12 protein-coding genes are annotated in these 16,331 nt (G+C 69.9%); 10 read left to right on the top strand and 2 right to left on the bottom strand.

Annotated elements, in window-relative coordinates:
• Window positions 1–28: 28 nt before the first annotated feature.
• Together IRT45_RS04300 and IRT45_RS04295 are read left to right on the top strand one after the other, a co-directional pair.
• A complete protein-coding gene (locus IRT45_RS04300) occupies window positions 29–823 on the top strand; it encodes a VOC family protein (protein WP_194804564.1) in 795 nt (264 codons plus the stop codon).
• Between the two features lie 99 nt (window positions 824–922).
• Window positions 923–1,765, top strand: coding sequence for a patatin-like phospholipase family protein (locus tag IRT45_RS04295; RefSeq protein ID WP_228533530.1), 843 nt, complete (start codon window positions 923–925; stop codon window positions 1,763–1,765).
• A 99-nt stretch (window positions 1,766–1,864) separates the two neighbouring features.
• Here the strand turns inward: IRT45_RS04295 and IRT45_RS04290 are convergent, their stop codons facing one another.
• Both IRT45_RS04290 and IRT45_RS04285 read right to left on the bottom strand, forming a co-directional pair.
• Window positions 1,865–3,445, bottom strand: coding sequence for a glycerol-3-phosphate dehydrogenase/oxidase (locus tag IRT45_RS04290; protein WP_194804563.1), 1,581 nt, complete (start codon window positions 3,443–3,445; stop codon window positions 1,865–1,867).
• A gap of 27 nt (window positions 3,446–3,472) precedes the next feature.
• On the bottom strand, window positions 3,473–4,078 hold the full coding sequence (locus tag IRT45_RS04285) for a TetR/AcrR family transcriptional regulator (protein ID WP_194804562.1): 606 nt from the start codon (window positions 4,076–4,078) through the stop codon (window positions 3,473–3,475).
• 158 nt (window positions 4,079–4,236) lie between these two features.
• Between IRT45_RS04285 and IRT45_RS04280 the strand changes: the two genes are divergently transcribed.
• From IRT45_RS04280 to IRT45_RS04245, 8 genes are all read left to right on the top strand, one after another.
• A complete protein-coding gene (locus tag IRT45_RS04280; RefSeq protein ID WP_194804561.1) occupies window positions 4,237–5,814 on the top strand; it encodes an FAD-binding oxidoreductase in 1,578 nt (525 codons plus the stop codon).
• Window positions 5,811–6,782 carry a diacylglycerol kinase family protein gene (locus tag IRT45_RS04275; RefSeq protein WP_194804560.1) on the top strand — a complete coding sequence of 324 codons (972 nt, stop codon included), beginning with the start codon at window positions 5,811–5,813 and terminating at the stop codon, window positions 6,780–6,782. Before IRT45_RS04280 ends, IRT45_RS04275 begins: the two co-directional genes overlap by 4 nt.
• A gap of 347 nt (window positions 6,783–7,129) precedes the next feature.
• Entirely contained in the window at window positions 7,130–9,832 is a 2,703-nt protein-coding gene (locus IRT45_RS04270) for a valine--tRNA ligase (RefSeq protein WP_194804559.1), read from the top strand.
• A gap of 86 nt (window positions 9,833–9,918) precedes the next feature.
• Complete coding sequence (locus IRT45_RS04265) at window positions 9,919–11,307, top strand: folylpolyglutamate synthase/dihydrofolate synthase family protein (protein ID WP_194804700.1); 1,389 nt, start codon at window positions 9,919–9,921, stop codon at window positions 11,305–11,307.
• Between the two features lie 165 nt (window positions 11,308–11,472).
• The gene (locus tag IRT45_RS04260; protein ID WP_082857361.1) at window positions 11,473–11,814 is read left to right on the top strand and encodes a DUF4233 domain-containing protein; all 342 of its coding nucleotides are present in this window, start codon (window positions 11,473–11,475) and stop codon (window positions 11,812–11,814) included.
• A gap of 45 nt (window positions 11,815–11,859) precedes the next feature.
• A complete protein-coding gene (gene ndk / locus IRT45_RS04255; protein WP_039777040.1) occupies window positions 11,860–12,261 on the top strand; it encodes a nucleoside-diphosphate kinase in 402 nt (133 codons plus the stop codon).
• 137 nt (window positions 12,262–12,398) lie between these two features.
• Window positions 12,399–12,596, top strand: coding sequence for a hypothetical protein (locus tag IRT45_RS04250; RefSeq protein WP_143859875.1), 198 nt, complete (start codon window positions 12,399–12,401; stop codon window positions 12,594–12,596).
• Window positions 12,597–12,723: 127 nt separating this feature from the next.
• Window positions 12,724–16,170: a translation initiation factor IF-2 N-terminal domain-containing protein gene (locus IRT45_RS04245; protein WP_194804558.1), complete on the top strand. Its 3,447-nt coding sequence runs from the start codon at window positions 12,724–12,726 to the stop codon at window positions 16,168–16,170.
• Window positions 16,171–16,331 lie beyond the last annotated feature (161 nt).

Genomic DNA, 16,331 nt, shown 5'->3' with positions numbered 1-16,331 from the left:
GAACGCAATCCCATTGAGAGGAGCGAGCATGTCCTACACCTTCGAACCCGGAGATCCGTGCTGGATCGAACTGTTCACCGCCGACACCGCTCGAGCCGTCGACTTCTACGGCGAGTTGTTCGGCTGGACCGCCGACAGCGATGAGCAGTACGGCGGGTACATCACCTTCCGCAAGGATGGCAATGCCGTCGCCGGCGGGATGCGCAACGACGGCTCGGACGGCGCACCCGATCAGTGGACCGTGTACCTGACCAGTGTCGACGTCCACGCCACCGCCGCCTCCGCCGCCGACCACGGCGGCCGGGTCGTGGTGGAGCCGATGGCCGTCGGCGAGCTGGGCAGTATGGCCGTCCTCGCCGATCCGTCCGGTGCGGGAGTCGGTGCCTGGCAGCCCGGCGTCCACCACGGTTTCGGTTCCTTCGGCGTCGCCGGCGGCGGAAACTGGACCGGGCACGTCGGATACCCGTCATGGTTCGAACTGCACACGCCGGCCTATGCCGACGCGCTGAAGTTCTACCGCGAGGTGTTCGGCTGGCGCGATCCCTTCACCGTCGGAGATTCACCCGAGTTCCGTTATACGACAATTCATTCCGCGACGCCGATGCTCGGTGGCGTGATGGACTCGGCGGCGTATCTGCCCGCGGGATCTCCCGGCGGGTGGCGCGTCTACATCGGCGCCGAGGACGTCGATGCGACGGTGAAGCAGGTGGTGAGCCTGGGGGGTTCGGTCGAATCCGCGCCCGAGAACACGCCGTACGGGCGCTTGGCCGCGCTGCGCGATCCGAGCGGTGTCGCGTTCAGCGTCGGCGGCAACGCGTCCTGACATGTCATTACCCGGCCGGTAATCGCTCCGCGGGAATGGTCATCGCTACCGTCGAGGTTGTCCCGAGCGGTCGGGAACGCGGAGCGAGATGTGGGAGCGATGATGTCGGACGAACGGGCGCTGGTGATCGGCGGCGGTGGGGTGGCGGGAATCGCCTGGGCGAACGGCGTGATCGCCGGATTGGCCGATGCGGGCATCGATCTCACCGCCGCCGATCTGTACCTCGGCACGTCGGCGGGCGCCAATGTGGCGGCACAGCTGACCAGCGGGCTGACCACGGAGGAGCTGTTCCGCCGTCAGATCGACCCCGCGGTGCAGAGTGCCGAGATCGTGCCGGAGGGCAACCCGCTCGAGGGCGTGTGGGAGACGATCAACCGGATCATCACCGAGAGCGGCGGCGATATGGCAGTGGCGCGGCGGCGACTCGGCAACCTCGCCCTCGCGACCGAGACGGTGCCGGAATCCGCCCGGCGTGCGGTCATCGAATCGCGGTTGCCGGTGCACGAATGGCCGGGGCAGCGGCTGCTGATCACCGCCGTCGACGCCGGCACCGGTGAACCGCGCGTCTTCGATCGCGACTCCGGAGTGGCGCTGGTCGACGCGGTGACCGCCAGTTCGGCGGTGCCGCTGGTCTGGCCGCCGCACACCGTCGACGGCGTGCGCTATACCGACGGCGGCGTGCGGACCAGTGTCAATGCCGATCTGGCGGCCGGATTCGAGCGGGTGCTGATCATCGCGCCGCTGCCCGATCCGGCGCTGGACGGTGAGGTCGCGGGCCTGATCGAAGGGGGTGCGCGAGTGGAAACCATCGCCCCCGACGAGGCCGCGATCGCCGCCTTCGGGGCGAATCCGCTCGACACCGCCTCCCGCGTGCCCTCGGCGCATGCCGGTCGGGTGCAGGGCAAGTCGGCGGCGGCGCGGGTCGCCGAGCTCTGGGGCTAGGAGTCGTTCCGGGGTCGTGACCCTGCCGCGCCGACGTCGCGAACCGAACCTGCGGTGAGCGGCGCGGCGCCCTGTGGGGCGGTGGCCGCGCATCTGCGTTCAGGCGCGACTGGCTGCGAGGACTTCCCGCGCGGCCGGCAGGGCGGCGGTGCGGTCGCTGTCGACCAGGCCGATCCGGGTGCGGCGGTCCAGCAGGTCGTCTTCGTCGAGGGCGCCTTCATGGCTTGCGGCATAGGCGAATTCGGCACGCAGCACGTCGATGCCGGGTGCGACCGGTTCGGCGAGGCGAGGATCGCGCTGCGCCGCGGCGAGTACCTGGGTGGCCTGATCTCCGTAACGCTCGACCAGCACCGGCGGCGCCGCGATCCGGTCGCGCGCGTGCCCGGATACCGCTCCCACCAACGGAATTCGCTTGGTCCGGCAGGGGCTCGCGGACAGACCGGCGGCGGCCACGGCGGCGTCGACCGCGTCCTCGGCCATCTGCCGGTAGGTGGTCAGCTTGCCGCCGACGACGGTGATCGGGCCGCCGGGGGAGTGCAGGACCGCGTGTTCGCGGGAGATGTCGGCGGTGGAGTCGTCGGCGGTGCGCAACAGTGGTCGCAGACCGGCGAAGGACCCGCGGATATCGCTGCGCCGCAACGGTTCCCGCAGCACGGTGTTCACGGTGTCGAGCAGGAAGTCGATCTCGGCGTCGGTGGGCTTCGGTTCGTCCGGGACCGGGCCGGGTGCGTCCTCGTCGGTCAGGCCCAGGTACACGCGGCCGTGCGCGGCCGGGAAGGCGAAGACGAAGCGGCTGGTGCTGCCCGGAATCGGCACGGTCAGCGAGGCGGTGAGACCGCCGAAGGCGGCGGCGTCGAAGACCAGGTGGGTGCCGCGGCTGGGCCGCAGTTCGATACTCGGATCGACCCGGTCGGCCCACACGCCGGACGCGTTGATCACCGAACGCGCTCGTACGGACAGGGTTTCACCGGTCAGCACATCGTGCAGCACCGCGGACTCGCCGCTCACCTGCTCGGCGCGGGCGCGGGTGAGCACGGTCGCGCCGTGTGCCGCGGCGGTGCGCGCGATCGTCACCACCAGCCGGGCGTCGTCGACGAGCTGACCGTCCCAGGCCGTCATCCCGCCGCGCAGTCCGGCCCGGCGCAGTGTCGGCGCGAGCCGCAGCGCTTCGGCCGCGGCGACCCGGCGCGATCGCGGTAACACCGCCGGTGAGGTTCCGGCGCTGCGCCGCAGTGCGTCGCCGGCGAGGAAGCCCGCGCGGACCAGTAGTCGCTGCGGCCGGGAACCGCCGGAGAACGCCGGGACGAGCTGGGGAATCGAGCGAGTCAGATGCGGTGCGGTGGTGGTGAGCAGGATGTCGCGTTCGACCGCGCTCTCGTGGGCGATACCGACCCCGCCGGAGGCCAGATACCGCAAACCGCCGTGGACGAGTTTCGAACTCCACCGGCTGGTTCCGAACGCCAGATCGTGCGCCTCCACCAGGACGGTCCGCAATCCGCGCGCCGCAGCGTCCAATGCCACGCCCGCACCGGTCACGCCCCCGCCGATGACCAGGACGTCGATGCGGTCCACATCGCCGAGGGCGTGTAGTTCGCGGCTACGGCGGGCCGCGTTGAGTGCGGAATCTCCCGCGGTATCGCCGAGCCAGTGGCCTGCGGTCGGTGTGCTCTCGTCGAGCATGCGCTGTCTCGCTCTCTGTTTTCGGGACTAGTCGGTATCGGGGCGCAGGTACCGGTCGACGACCCGAGCGAGCTCGACATCGAGTCCGGCCTCGTCGAGCAGATGGCTGACCGTGCCGGCCGACTGCACGGTGGACTGACCGATCAGCAGCAGCATGGTGGCCAGGTGATCGGGATCGCCGGCGCGGATGGAACCGTCGCGCTGTCCCTCGCGGACGGCGCTGGAGAACACCTGGATCAACTGCCGCTGATTGCGGCCGAGCCGGCCGAAGACGTAGGTCAGCATCAGATCGGTGTCGATGCGGAAGATCTTGGCGAACAACGGGTTCGACCGGATCTCGGCCGCACCCGAGACGATGCCCTCCACCAGGCGCGCACGCGCCGGGCTCTCGGTGGGGATACTCGTCGCCACGATCTCGCTCAGCTCCCGGACCAGCAACTCGGCGATCAGCGACCGGGTATCGGGCCAGCGCCGGTACACCGTGGGGCGACTGACGCCGGCGCGCCGGGCGACTTCGCTCAGCGTGGTCCGGCGTACGCCGAACTCCTCGACACAGGCGCGTCCCGCCGCCAGGATCGCCAGGTCGATAGCCGACAGTTCGCCGTCGGGGCCGGGGGATTCGTTCGGATCCATCAACTACTCACCATCGGTCCGTGTTCGTTACTGCGATTCATGTTCGTTACTGCTTGACAGTCTATGTCAGACTGTAACGCATGGTCGATACGCGACAGGACACATCCGCAGCAGAATCGGAAAACTCGACACCGGGCGAGTCGTCCGATCGTCCGAGTATGGTGTGGGACGCCTGGGGCATCGCCTCGGCGCACGCGCCGCTCTCGGACCGGATCCGGACCCTGGTGGCGCAGGTATTCGGAGTGTCCGGGGAACCGGTGGCCCGTCGTGATGAGGGCGACGTGCCACTGCGGGAATCCGGCTTGACGGCCGCGCATCGAGCGGGGCTGTCGGCGGTGGTCGGCGCGGATCAGGTGTCGGCCGACCACCGCGACCGGCTGCTGCACGCGGGCGGCAAGAGTACGCCCGACCTGCTGCGCCGCCGCGCCGAAGCGCCGCAGGACGCGCCCGACGCCGTCGTCTTCCCGGCCGATCACGATCAGGTCCTGGCCGTGCTCACCTACTGCGCCGAACAGTCGATCGCGGTCGTGCCCTTCGGTGGCGGCACCAGCGTGGTGGGCGGAGTGGATCCCGCGCGCGGCCGCTTCGACACCGTGATTGCCCTGGACCTGCGGCGGCTCGACGGACTGTCCGACGTCGACCCGGTGAGCGGCACCGCCACCCTGGGCGCCGGACTGACCGGGCCGCGCGCGGAGAAACTGCTTGCCGCCCATGGACTTTCGCTGGGGCATTTCCCGCAGAGTTTCGAATACGCCAGCATCGGCGGCTTCGCGGCCACCCGATCCTCGGGTCAGGCCTCGGCCGGCTACGGCCGCTTCGACGACATGATCATGCGCCTGAAGGTCGCGACCCCCACGGGCACAGTCGATCTCGGCCGCGCCCCCGCCTCGGCCGCCGGACCGGATCTGCGCGAGCTGTTCGCCGGATCCGAGGGCACGCTCGGCGTCATCACCGAGGTGACGCTGCGGGTGCATCCCATTCCGGAGACCACCGCGTACCAGGCATGGTCTTTCCCCGACTTCGCCACCGGCGCCGCCGCGCTGCGTACCGTCGTGCAGCACGGCGCGGCGCCGACGGTGCTGCGGTTGTCCGACGAAGCCGAGACCGGCCTCAACCTGGCCCGATCCGGCGATATCGGCGGCGCACCGGTCAGCGGCTGCCTGGCCGTCACCACGTTCGAGGGCACCGAAGCCCATGTGGCCGCGCGCAGCGCCGAGGCCTCGGCCCTGCTCGCCGCGGCGGGCGGCACCGCACTCGGTGAACAACCGGCGCGGGAATGGGAGCACGGCCGTTTCGCCGCGCCGTATCTGCGGGATGCGCTCCTGGATATCGGCGTACTGTGCGAGACTCTCGAGACGGCGACCAGCTGGTCGAATGTCGAGCGGCTCAAGGGGGCCGTCACCACCGCGCTCACCGAATCTCTCACTGCGCAGGGCACTCCCGCACTGGTGTTGTGCCATATCTCGCATACCTATCCGACCGGCGCCTCGCTGTACTTCACCGTCGTCGCCAAGCAGGCCGACGATCCGCTGGCGCAGTGGGCGCAGGCCAAACGCGCCGTCGGGGACGCCATCGCCGGACACGGAGGGACCATCACCCATCACCATGCCGTCGGCGCCGACCACCGGCCGTGGATGACCGCCGAGATCGGCGACCTGGGCGCGCGCATCCTGCGAGCGGTCAAGGATGCCGTCGACCCGGCGGGAATCCTCAACCCGGGCAAGCTGATTCCGTGACCGCCATCCGATCGGTCGCACTGGTGACCAACCCGCACTCCGGCCACGGCCGGGGACTCGCGGCCGCCGCCGCGGCCGCCGCCCGCTTCGCCGAGCGCGGCGTGCGGGTGCGCGAGATCCGCGGTGCCGACGCGGCCGAAACCGTTCGCCTGGTCCGGGATTCGGTGCGCGGGCCGGAGCGTCCCGACGCGGTCGTCTGCGCGGGCGGTGACGGACTGGTCTGCGTCACGTTGCAGGCCCTCGCCTCGACCGGGGTGCCGCTGGGGCTGCTGCCCGGCGGGACCGGTAACGACCTGGCCCGGGAGCTGGGAGTGCCCGACGACGATCCGCGGGCAGCGGCCGATATCGTGCTCGGCGGTTCCACGCGCACCATCGACCTCGGCGCGATCGACTCCACGCCCGATCCCGAGCACGCCCAGGGCTGGGCGGCCGGAATCGAACCCGCCGTCAGGCATCGGCCCATGCGATTCGCCACCGTCGCCGGCACCGGCTTCGACGCGCGAGTGACCTTGCGCGCCAACCGTATGCGCCGGCCGAAGGGCTCGCTGCGATACTCCTTCGCCGCGATCCCGGAACTGCTCGGTCAGCTCGGGGTGCCCTACCGCATCGAATTGTCCGGCGAGCCGGGCGAAGCCGGTGATCGCGTCGTCGAGACCGAGGCCGTGATGGTGGCGGTCGGCAACACCCGGACCTACGGCGGCGGCATGCTCATCTGCCCCGACGCGATCGTCGACGACGGCCTGCTCGACCTGACCGTGGTCGGCGCGATGTCGCGGCTGGAGATGGTCCGCCTGCTCCCGGCCCTGGCCGCCGGCAAGCGCGTCGACCATCCCGCGGTCGGGCACTACCGGGCCCGCACCATCACCCTCACCGCCGCGGTACCGGCGACCGCCGACGGCGACCCGGCGGGACTGCTCCCGGCGACCTTCCGCACCGAACCCGCAGCGCTGGCGATCCTCGTGCCGTGACCCCGCCGCCCCAGGCGGGGCGCGGCCTCCGCATCCCGGTGGCGAATCTGCGAGCATGCTGAGTGGCAAACCCGCACCTGCACAACGGATTCGGGCAAAAGCTGAGAATTGCATATGGATTGGTGTATTGCGCCGATCCGGGCGGTAGTCTCGAAGACGTGGGCGGGGTTTTCGGTGTCCCTCATCCGCCGAAACCCCCGCCCTACGTCTTTCTCCGGCCGGCCCGCCTCTGCCGCGGCGCGCCCCGGCCCACACGTCCGGCGCCCGGGTGGCGGGTCTCAGGGGTGTGACGGTGCCGTGTGCAGGGCCGTGTCGAGTCCTCCTGCTCAACTCCGTAGAATCGCACGGTGACCAGCGCAGCCCCTGATAACTCGCGAAATCGTGCCGACGCCCTCCCCAAGAGCTGGAACCCCAGCGATGTAGAGGCCGACCTGTACGAGCGCTGGGTAGCGGCCGGTTACTTCACCGCCGACCCGGCCAGCGACAAGCCGCCCTACTCGATCGTGCTGCCGCCGCCGAACGTCACCGGCAACCTGCACATGGGCCACGCCTTCGACCACACCCTGATGGACCTGCTCACCCGCCGCAAGCGGATGCAGGGCTACGAAGTGCTGTGGCTGCCCGGTATGGACCACGCCGGTATCGCCACCCAGACCGTGGTCGAGAAGCAACTCGCCGTCGACGGCAAGACCAAGGAAGACTTCGGCCGCGAACTGTTCGTCGACAAGGTCTGGGATTGGAAGCGCGAATCCGGCGGCGCCATCCAGGGCCAGATGCGCCGCCTCGGCGACGGTGTCGACTGGAGCCGCGACCGCTTCACCATGGACGAGGGCCTGTCCCGCGCGGTGCAGACCATCTTCAAACGCCTCTACGACGCCGGGCTGATCTACCGCGCCGAGCGCCTGGTCAACTGGTCGCCCTCGCTCGAGACCGCCATCTCCGACGTCGAGGTGAAATACGAGGACGTCGAGGGTGAGCTCGTCTCACTGCGCTACGGCTCGCTGAACGACGACGAACCGCACGTGATCGTGGCCACTACCCGGGTCGAAACCATGCTCGGTGACACCGCGGTCGCGGTGCATCCGGAGGACGAGCGATACAAGTCGCTGATCGGCACCACCGTCCATCACCCGATCACCGGCCGCCAGATCCCGATCGTCGGCGACGACTACGTCGACCCCGAATTCGGTTCCGGCGCAGTGAAGATCACCCCCGCGCACGACCCCAACGACTTCGAGATCGGCCTGCGGCACAACCTGCCGATGCCGACCATCATGGACAAGACCGGCAAGATCGCCGACACCGGAACCGAATTCGACGGCATGGACCGGTTCGAGGCGCGCGTCAAGATCCGCGAGCGGCTGGCCGACGAGGGGCGCATCGTCGCCGAGAAGCGGCCGTACGTGCACAGCGTCGGGCACTCCGAACGCTCCGGCGAGCCGATCGAACCGCGGCTGTCGATGCAGTGGTGGGTGAAGGTCGAATCGCTGGCCAAGGCCGCCGGTGACGCCGTGCGCAACGGTGCGGTGACGATCTACCCGGCCAGCCAGGAACCGCGCTGGTTCGAGTGGGTCGACAACATGCACGACTGGTGCATCTCGCGCCAGCTGTGGTGGGGCCACCGCATCCCGATCTGGTACGGCCCCGAGGGCGAGATCGCGTGCGTCGGCCCCGACGAGCAGGCGCCCGAGGGCTGGGTGCAGGACCCGGACGTCCTCGACACCTGGTTCTCCTCCGGTCTGTGGCCCTTCTCCACCATGGGCTGGCCGGACGCCACCCCCGAACTGTCGAAGTTCTATCCCACCAGCGTGCTGGTCACCGGCTACGACATCCTGTTCTTCTGGGTGGCCCGGATGATGATGTTCGGCATGTTCGTCTCCGACGATCCGGTCATTGCCGCCGGGAAGGACTCCGGGCGGCAGCAGGTTCCGTTCGACGACGTCTTCCTGCACGGCCTCATCCGCGACGAATTCGGCCGCAAATACTCCAAGTCCAAGGGAATCGGCGTCGACCCGCTGCTGTGGATCGACGAATACGGTGCCGACGCAACACGTTTCACCCTCGCGCGGGGCGCGCAGCCGGGTAGCGACCTGTCGGTCGGGCCGCCGCACGTGCAGGCGTCGCGCAACTTCATCACGAAGCTGTTCAACGCCAGCAAGTTCGCGCTCATGAACGGTGCCGCGCCGGGCGACCTGCCCGAACGCGCCGGCCTCACCGACACCGACCGCTGGATCCTCGACCGGCTCGACGAGGTGCGCGCCGAGGTGGACGGGGCCTTCGACCGCTACGAATTCGGCAAGGCCTGTGAGGCGCTGTACCACTTCGCCTGGGACGAACTGTGCGACTGGTACCTCGAATTGGCGAAGGTGCAGTTCGCCGAATCGGAGGAGCGGGCCGCGAGCACGCGCATCGTCCTCGGCAACGTGCTGGATTCGGTGCTGCGCCTGCTGCACCCGGCCATCCCGTTCGTCACCGAAACGCTGTGGCAGGCCCTCACCGAGGCCGGTGCGGACGACTCCCTGGTGATCGCCGCATGGCCGCAGCCCTCGGGTGTTGCCACCGATACCGTTGCGGCACAGCGCATCGCGGATCTGCAGAAGCTCGTCACCGAGATCCGCCGGTTCCGCAGCGATCAGGGTCTGACCGACAAGCAGAAGGTCGCCGCGAAGCTGATCGGCATCGATACCGCCGACCTCACCGGGCTGCACGCCGAAATCGCCAGCCTGGCGCGGCTCACCGAACCGGACGCCGATTTCTCCGCGACCGCCGCGGTCGAGGTGCGCCTGTCCGGCGCCACCGTCACCGTGGAACTGGACACCTCCGGCACGGTCGACCTCGACGCCGAACGCCGCCGGCTGGAGAAGGACCTCGCGGCCGCGCAGAAGGACCTCGCCGCCACCACCGCCAAACTCGGCAACGAGGCATTCCTGGCCAAGGCGCCCGACGAGGTGGTCGCCAAGATCCGCACCCGCCGCGAGGTCGCCGAATCCGAGGTGACCCGGATCGGGGCGCGGCTGGCGCAGATCGCGGAGTCGGTGGCGAACAAGTGAGCGGCGGCGAAGGTTTCGACCACGAACCGCTCGCCGGCGGTGCGGACCGGCTGCGCACCGGTCCCTCGCCGGTCGACCTCGCCGAAATGGCGCTGGTCGAGGCCGAACTCGACCAGCGCTGGGGCGAAACCAAGATCGAGCCGTCGCTGACCCGGATCGCGACCCTGATGGATCTGCTCGGTTCCCCGCAGCAGAGCTATCCCGCCATCCACATCGCCGGTACCAACGGCAAGACCTCGGTCACCCGCATGGTCGACGCACTGCTCACCGCCCTGCACCGGCGCACCGGCCGGTTCACCAGCCCACATCTGCAACTGGCGACCGAACGCATCGCCGTCGACAACGCGCCGATCACCCCGGCTCGCTACGTCGAGATCTATCGGGAACTGCTGCCTTACGTCGAGATGATCGACGCGCGCTCGACCGACGGCACCCTCGGTGACGGACCGGGACCCCGGATGAGCAAATTCGAGGTCCTGGTCGCGATGGCGTACGCCGCGTTCGCCGAGGCGCCGGTCGATGTCGCGGTCGTCGAGACCGGGATGGGCGGCACCTGGGACGCGACCAACGTCATCGACGGGCAGGTCGCGGTGATCACGCCGATCGGCCTGGATCACACCGACTATCTGGGGCCGGATCTGGCGTCGATCGCCGGCGAGAAGGCCGGGATCATCAAGAAATCGCGGCAGGATCTGCTGATTCCGCGCGACACCGTCGCCATCATCGCCGAACAGGACCCCGAGGCGATGGAGGTGCTGCTGCGTCGCGCGGTGGAGGCCGACGCCGCGGTCGCCCGCGCCGGTTCCGAGTTCCGGGTGCTGACCCGACGCATCGCGATCGGCGGTCAGGTACTGGAGATCCAGGGGCTCGGCGGGGTCTACGACGAGATCTTCCTGCCGCTGCACGGCGAACACCAGGCGCACAACGCGGCGCTGGCGCTGGCCGCGGTGGAGGCGTTCTTCGGCGCCGGCTCGCAGAAGCAGCTCGACATCGACGCGGTGCGGGCCGGATTCGCCGCGGCGGCCAGCCCCGGCCGGATGGAACGGATGCGCAGCGCGCCCACCATCTTCATCGACGCCGCGCACAACCCCGCCGGTGCGCGGGCGCTGGCCGCGACGCTCACCGACGAATTCGACTTCCGCAAGCTGGTGGGTGTGGTCGCGGTGCTCGCCGACAAGGACGCGGCCGGCATCCTCGCCGCGCTGGAGCCGGTGCTGGACGAGATCGTCGTCACCACCAACGGCTCACCGCGGGCGCTGGGCGTCGACGAACTCGCCGACCTGGCCGTCCAGCGCTTCGGCGACGAGCGAGTCGTCACCGCGAACAGCCTCGCCGATGCGGTCGAAACCGCCATCGCCATCGCCGAGGAAGCGGGAGACGCCGGCGAACCGGTATCCGGCGCGGGCATCGTGGTCACCGGCTCGGTGGTCACCGCGGGTGCGGCGCGCTCGCTGTTCGGGAAGGACCCCGCGTGAAGCAGCGGGCCGGAGGCGGTGGGAAGCTGGTGACGAGGGCATCGGCAAGCCGGCGCGGAGGAGGCAGACGTGGGTAGCGAGGACGATGTGCGCGGCGAGGCCGGCGCACCGAAGCCGGGTGTACCCGCGCCCGCGACCGACCCGTGGAAGGGTTTTCGCGGTGTGATGGCCGGCGCGCTGGTACTCGAGGCCATCACCGTGCTGCTGGCGCTGCCGGTGGTCGGGGCCGTCGGGGGCGGCCTCAGCTGGTGGTCGGTGACCTATCTGGTCGGCCTGGCCGTCCTGATGTTCGTCGGCTCCGGAATGCAGCGCCGCTCCTGGGCCGTGCCGTTCAATCTCGGCCTGCAGGTGCTGGTGCTGGCCGGCGGGTTCATTCATCTGTCGATCGGCATCATCGGCGTCGTGTTCGCGGCGGTGTGGGCGTTCATTCTGGTGCTGCGCTCCGATGTCAAACGCCGCATGGACCAGGGTCTGCTGCCCAGCCAGCGGATGCAGGGCTCATCCTGACGGCTCGGTTCGGAATCCGGTGGCAGCGCCGGTTAGAGTGTCGCCGTGACTGAGCAGACGTTGGTACTCATCAAGCCGGACGGCGTGGCCCGAGGCCTGGTTGGTGAGATCATCACCCGCATCGAACGCAAAGGCCTGAAGATCGCGGCCCTCAAGCTCGAGCAGGTTTCCGAGGAACGTGCCGCCGCCCACTACGCCGAACACGCCGACAAGCCGTTCTACGGCTCGCTGATCGAATTCATCACCTCCGGCCCGGTCGTCGCGGCCATCCTCGAGGGTCCGCGCGCCATCGCCGCCTTCCGCCAGCTCGCCGGCGGCACCGACCCCGTCGAGAAGGCCGTCCCCGGCAGTATCCGCGGCGACTACGCCCTGGAAACCCAGTTCAACCTCGTGCACGGCTCCGATTCCCCCGAATCCGCGAAGCGCGAGATCGCGCTCTGGTTCTGAAGCTCTGCTCTTCGGCCTCCGGGACTTGCCGAACCTACTCAGGTGTAGGAAAGTTCCGCCGGTCGGACTGCGGAAACGGTGCGGGCACGCTCCGATGACGTACCAGTGGGTCGCTGTGTGGGATACTGGAAGCGGATGTGATCGACGCCCGCCTATCGGGGCAGGTGGCGAACGCAACCGAATGGCACCGCGGCTCGACGCCGATCATCGCTGCCCCGGACGGCTCCAAGACTCGGCTGTTCGGCGGCACGCTGGATGAGCGCTCGAGCTCAGGTGTGAAAGCCAACAGCCAGGCGCCGCGTGACCAGTTAGCCCGAACGACGTACGACAGGTGATAACCGGGCACGCGGGGCGAGACCATCAGACCTTGCGCCACAGGCGTGAGGCGAACGGACAGCGCCCCCGCGTCGGCCGCGTCACTCTCGTACGAGTGGGACGCGCCCGGGGGCCCGAGGAGATTTCGTGGCCGATCAAGAGCCGCAAGGAACGTCGCAGAGCAATGGTGATTCCACCTCTACCGAGGTGGCCGGGGTAGGGGAGGCAGCGCAGTTGCCCGAACGTATCCGGGTGCACGCGCTGGCGAAACTTCTGGGTACCACCAGCAAACGCATCCTTGCCCATCTGACCGAACTGGGTGCCGAAGCTCGCAGCGCCCAATCCAGCCTGGACCGAACCGTCGCCGAATCCGTGCGCGACGCGCTCGTTCCCCCACCGGCCGGCACCGAGCAACCGGTGGCCGAGCCGACGACCGGACAGGCCGAGACGCCTGCTCCGGCACCCGCCGAGAGCGCGTCTCCGGCGACCACATCCACCGCCGCGGCCGATACCGCGCAGACCCTCACCGCGCCGGATGCGGCCGGCGAGCCCGAGCCGAGCGAGTCCGGCGCAGCCACCTGGGTCGCCGAAACCGAGGTCGCCGACACCGCGCAGGCCGCGGACGTCGTCGAGACCGCCGGCACCGCGAACCCGGCAGGATCGCCGGTAGCGACGGAGTCGCCCGCGGCATCCGCCGAGCCCGGATCGGCGCCGCACACGTCGCTGTTCACCAGCCCGTTCCAGCAGCCCGCCCCGCAGCGCGAGGAGCCGGTCGTCTTCGAGCCGGCGAGTATCGCGGCCGCGCCGCTGTTCCTGCCGCCGGATGCCGCGGCCGCTGAGGAGATGCGCCGCCGCCGGCGTGCCGAGCGCGAGGCCGAAGCCGCCGAAAAGGCCGCTGAAAAGGCTGCGGAGAAGGCCGCCGAGAAAGCTACCGAAAAGGCCGCCGAACCCGCGCCGGAGAAAGTCCCCGCGGAGCCCGAGACCGTCGCGGCAGCAGAGACCGACACCGAATCCGGCGACTGGGACGACGAGCAGTCGCGCGACGAGCAGGAGGACGGTGGTCGTTCGCGCCGCCGCCGCCGGGGCCGGCGCGGTCGCGGCCGGGGCCGGGGCGAACAGCACGCCGATCACGAGTCGGACGACGAATCCGACGACGAGGACACCGAGGCGCACGCCGACTCCGACGAATCCGCCGAGGAGACCGCCGCCGAGCAGACCGGCGAGGAGGGTGACGACGACTCGGGTTCGACGCCGGAGGGTTCCACCCGTCGTCGCCGTCGCCGTCGCCGCCGCAAGGCCGGTGAGGACAACGAATCCGAGCCCGCCGACGACGATCCGCCGAACACCGTCGTGCACGAGCGGGAACCGCGTAACAAGCGCCGCACGGTCGACGAGGTGCAGGGCATCAGCGGGTCGACCCGGCTGGAGGCCAAGCGGCAGCGCCGTCGCGACGGTCGCGAGGCCGGTCGCCGTCGCCCACCGATCCTCACCGAATCGGAATTCCTGGCCCGCCGCGAGGCGGTCGACCGGGTCATGGTGGTCCGCGAGAAGTCGTTCCCGGCCGGCGAGCATTCGCATGTCGGTGCGACCACCCAGGTAGCGGTGCTCGAGGACAACATCCTGGTCGAGCACTTCGTCACCAACACCGGCACCGCGTCCATGGTCGGCAACGTCTACCTGGGCAAGGTGCAGAACGTGCTGCCCAGCATGGAGGCTGCGTTCGTCGACATCGGCCGCGGCCGCAACGGCGTGCTCTACGCCGGTGAGGTGAACTGGGAGGCCGCCGGGCTCGGCGGCAAGGAACGCAAGATCGAGCAGGCCCTCAAACCCGGCGACACCGTTCTGGTGCAGGTCAGCAAGGATCCGGTCGGGCACAAGGGCGCCCGGCTGACCACGCAGATCAGCCTGGCCGGTCGCTTCCTGGTCTATGTCCCGGGCGGGACCTCGACCGGTATCAGCCGCAAACTGCCCGACACCGAGCGCAAGCGGCTCAAGGAGATCCTGCGCGACATCGTCCCGCAGGACGCCGGAGTGATCATCCGCACCGCGTCCGAGGGCGTGAGCGAGACCGAGCTGGCTCGCGACGTCGAGCGGCTGCAGGCGACCTGGAAGACCATCGAGAAGCAGGCCGAGAACGGGTCGGGCGCGCCGAAGACCCTGTACGAAGAGCCGGACCTGCTGGTGAAGGTCGTCCGGGACCTGTTCAACGAGGACTTCTCCAAGCTGGTTATCGAGGGCGACCGGGCGTGGACGACGGTCGAGAACTACGTCCGCACCGTCGCTCCGGACATGCTGGCCCGGGTCGAGCGCTACGAGAACGGTGCGGGTTCCCACCCCACCGCCCCCGCCGGCGTGGATGTCTTCGGCAGCCTGCGCATCGATGAGCAGCTGGCGAAGGCTCTCGATCGCAAGGTGTGGCTGCCTTCCGGCGGCACGCTGGTCATCGACCGCACCGAGGCGATGACCGTGATCGACGTCAACACCGGCAAATTCACCGGATCCGGTGGCAGCAACCTGGAAGAGACGGTCACCCGCAACAATCTGGAGGCCGCCGAGGAGATCGTGCGCCAGATGCGGTTGCGCGATATCGGCGGCATGATCGTCGTCGACTTCATCGATATGGTGCTGGAATCCAACCGGGATCTGGTGCTGCGTCGCCTGACCGAGGCGCTGGGGCGCGACCGCACCCGCCATCAGGTGTCGGAGGTCACCTCGCTCGGCCTGGTCCAGATGACCCGCAAGAAGCTGGGCACCGGACTGGTCGAGGCATTTTCCACCACCTGTGAGCACTGCCACGGCCGCGGCATCATCGTGCACAACTATCCGGTCGAGACCGCAGCCGCCGAGGAGGGGCCCGGACGCCGCGAAGGCCGTCGCCGCCGTAAGGACAAGGACCGCGACAAGGACACCAAGCCGGCGAGCACCGCCGCGCCGGACACCGCGGATGCGCATCCCGAGGAGGATGCGGCCGCCAAGCGCGCCCATCCGGTCGCGCTCGCGATGGCCGCGCATCACGCCGACGACGAGGTGGCCGAGGCCGGTGCGCCGGTCGAGGCGAAGACCGAATCGCGGCCGCAGGCCAAGGATTCACGGGATTCGCGCCGGGGACGCGGGCGGGCCGCGGCGGCCGAGGTCGCCGAAGCCGAGTCCGCCGGAGCCGGGTCCGCCGAAGTTGAAGCGGCCGAGGCGGTGGTCGCCGAACAGGTGGTCGCCGAACGAGGCGGCACCGAGCCGGTGGCGGTCGAATCTGCTGCCGAGCCGGTCGCGGAGCCCGAGCGACCCGCGGTGACCGGCCGGGCCGGTGCACACCCGGCGCCGGCCGAGCCCGCGGTTACTCCCGCGCCGGCCGATGCGAAGCCCGCCGAGCAGGCTCTGGAAACGGGTGCCCGTCGTGGCCGTCGCCGGGTGGCGCGCACCGCGTCGGCTCCGTCGACCGACAGCCGGGGCGCGGTCTTCGTGCTGACCGACGCCGATCAGGACAGCGCGCCGAAGTTCTCGCTCGACGAGCTGGCTCCGGCCGAGGTGACCCCGCGGCAGCGGACCCGTCGGCGGGCAGCCGGGCGCGCCGCGGGCGCGCCGGAATCGCCGAACTGATCCGGTCGCCGGACCGGAGAACTCGCAGCACAGGCCCCGCCCGCACGGCGGGCGGGGCGCCGCGGCGGACCGCGTTCGAAGTGGTGGCGACCCGGTTTGGTGCGGGGGGTGGCAGTCCTGTAATCTTGGACAGTCGCTGCCCGGTGACAGCACCGTGTTGT

The organism is Nocardia sp. BSTN01, from assembly GCF_015354405.1.
Classification (GTDB): Bacteria; Actinomycetota; Actinomycetes; order Mycobacteriales; family Mycobacteriaceae; genus Nocardia.
The sequence above is the reverse complement of the archived record's forward strand: the minus strand, read 5'-3'. Positions and strand labels throughout refer to the sequence as shown.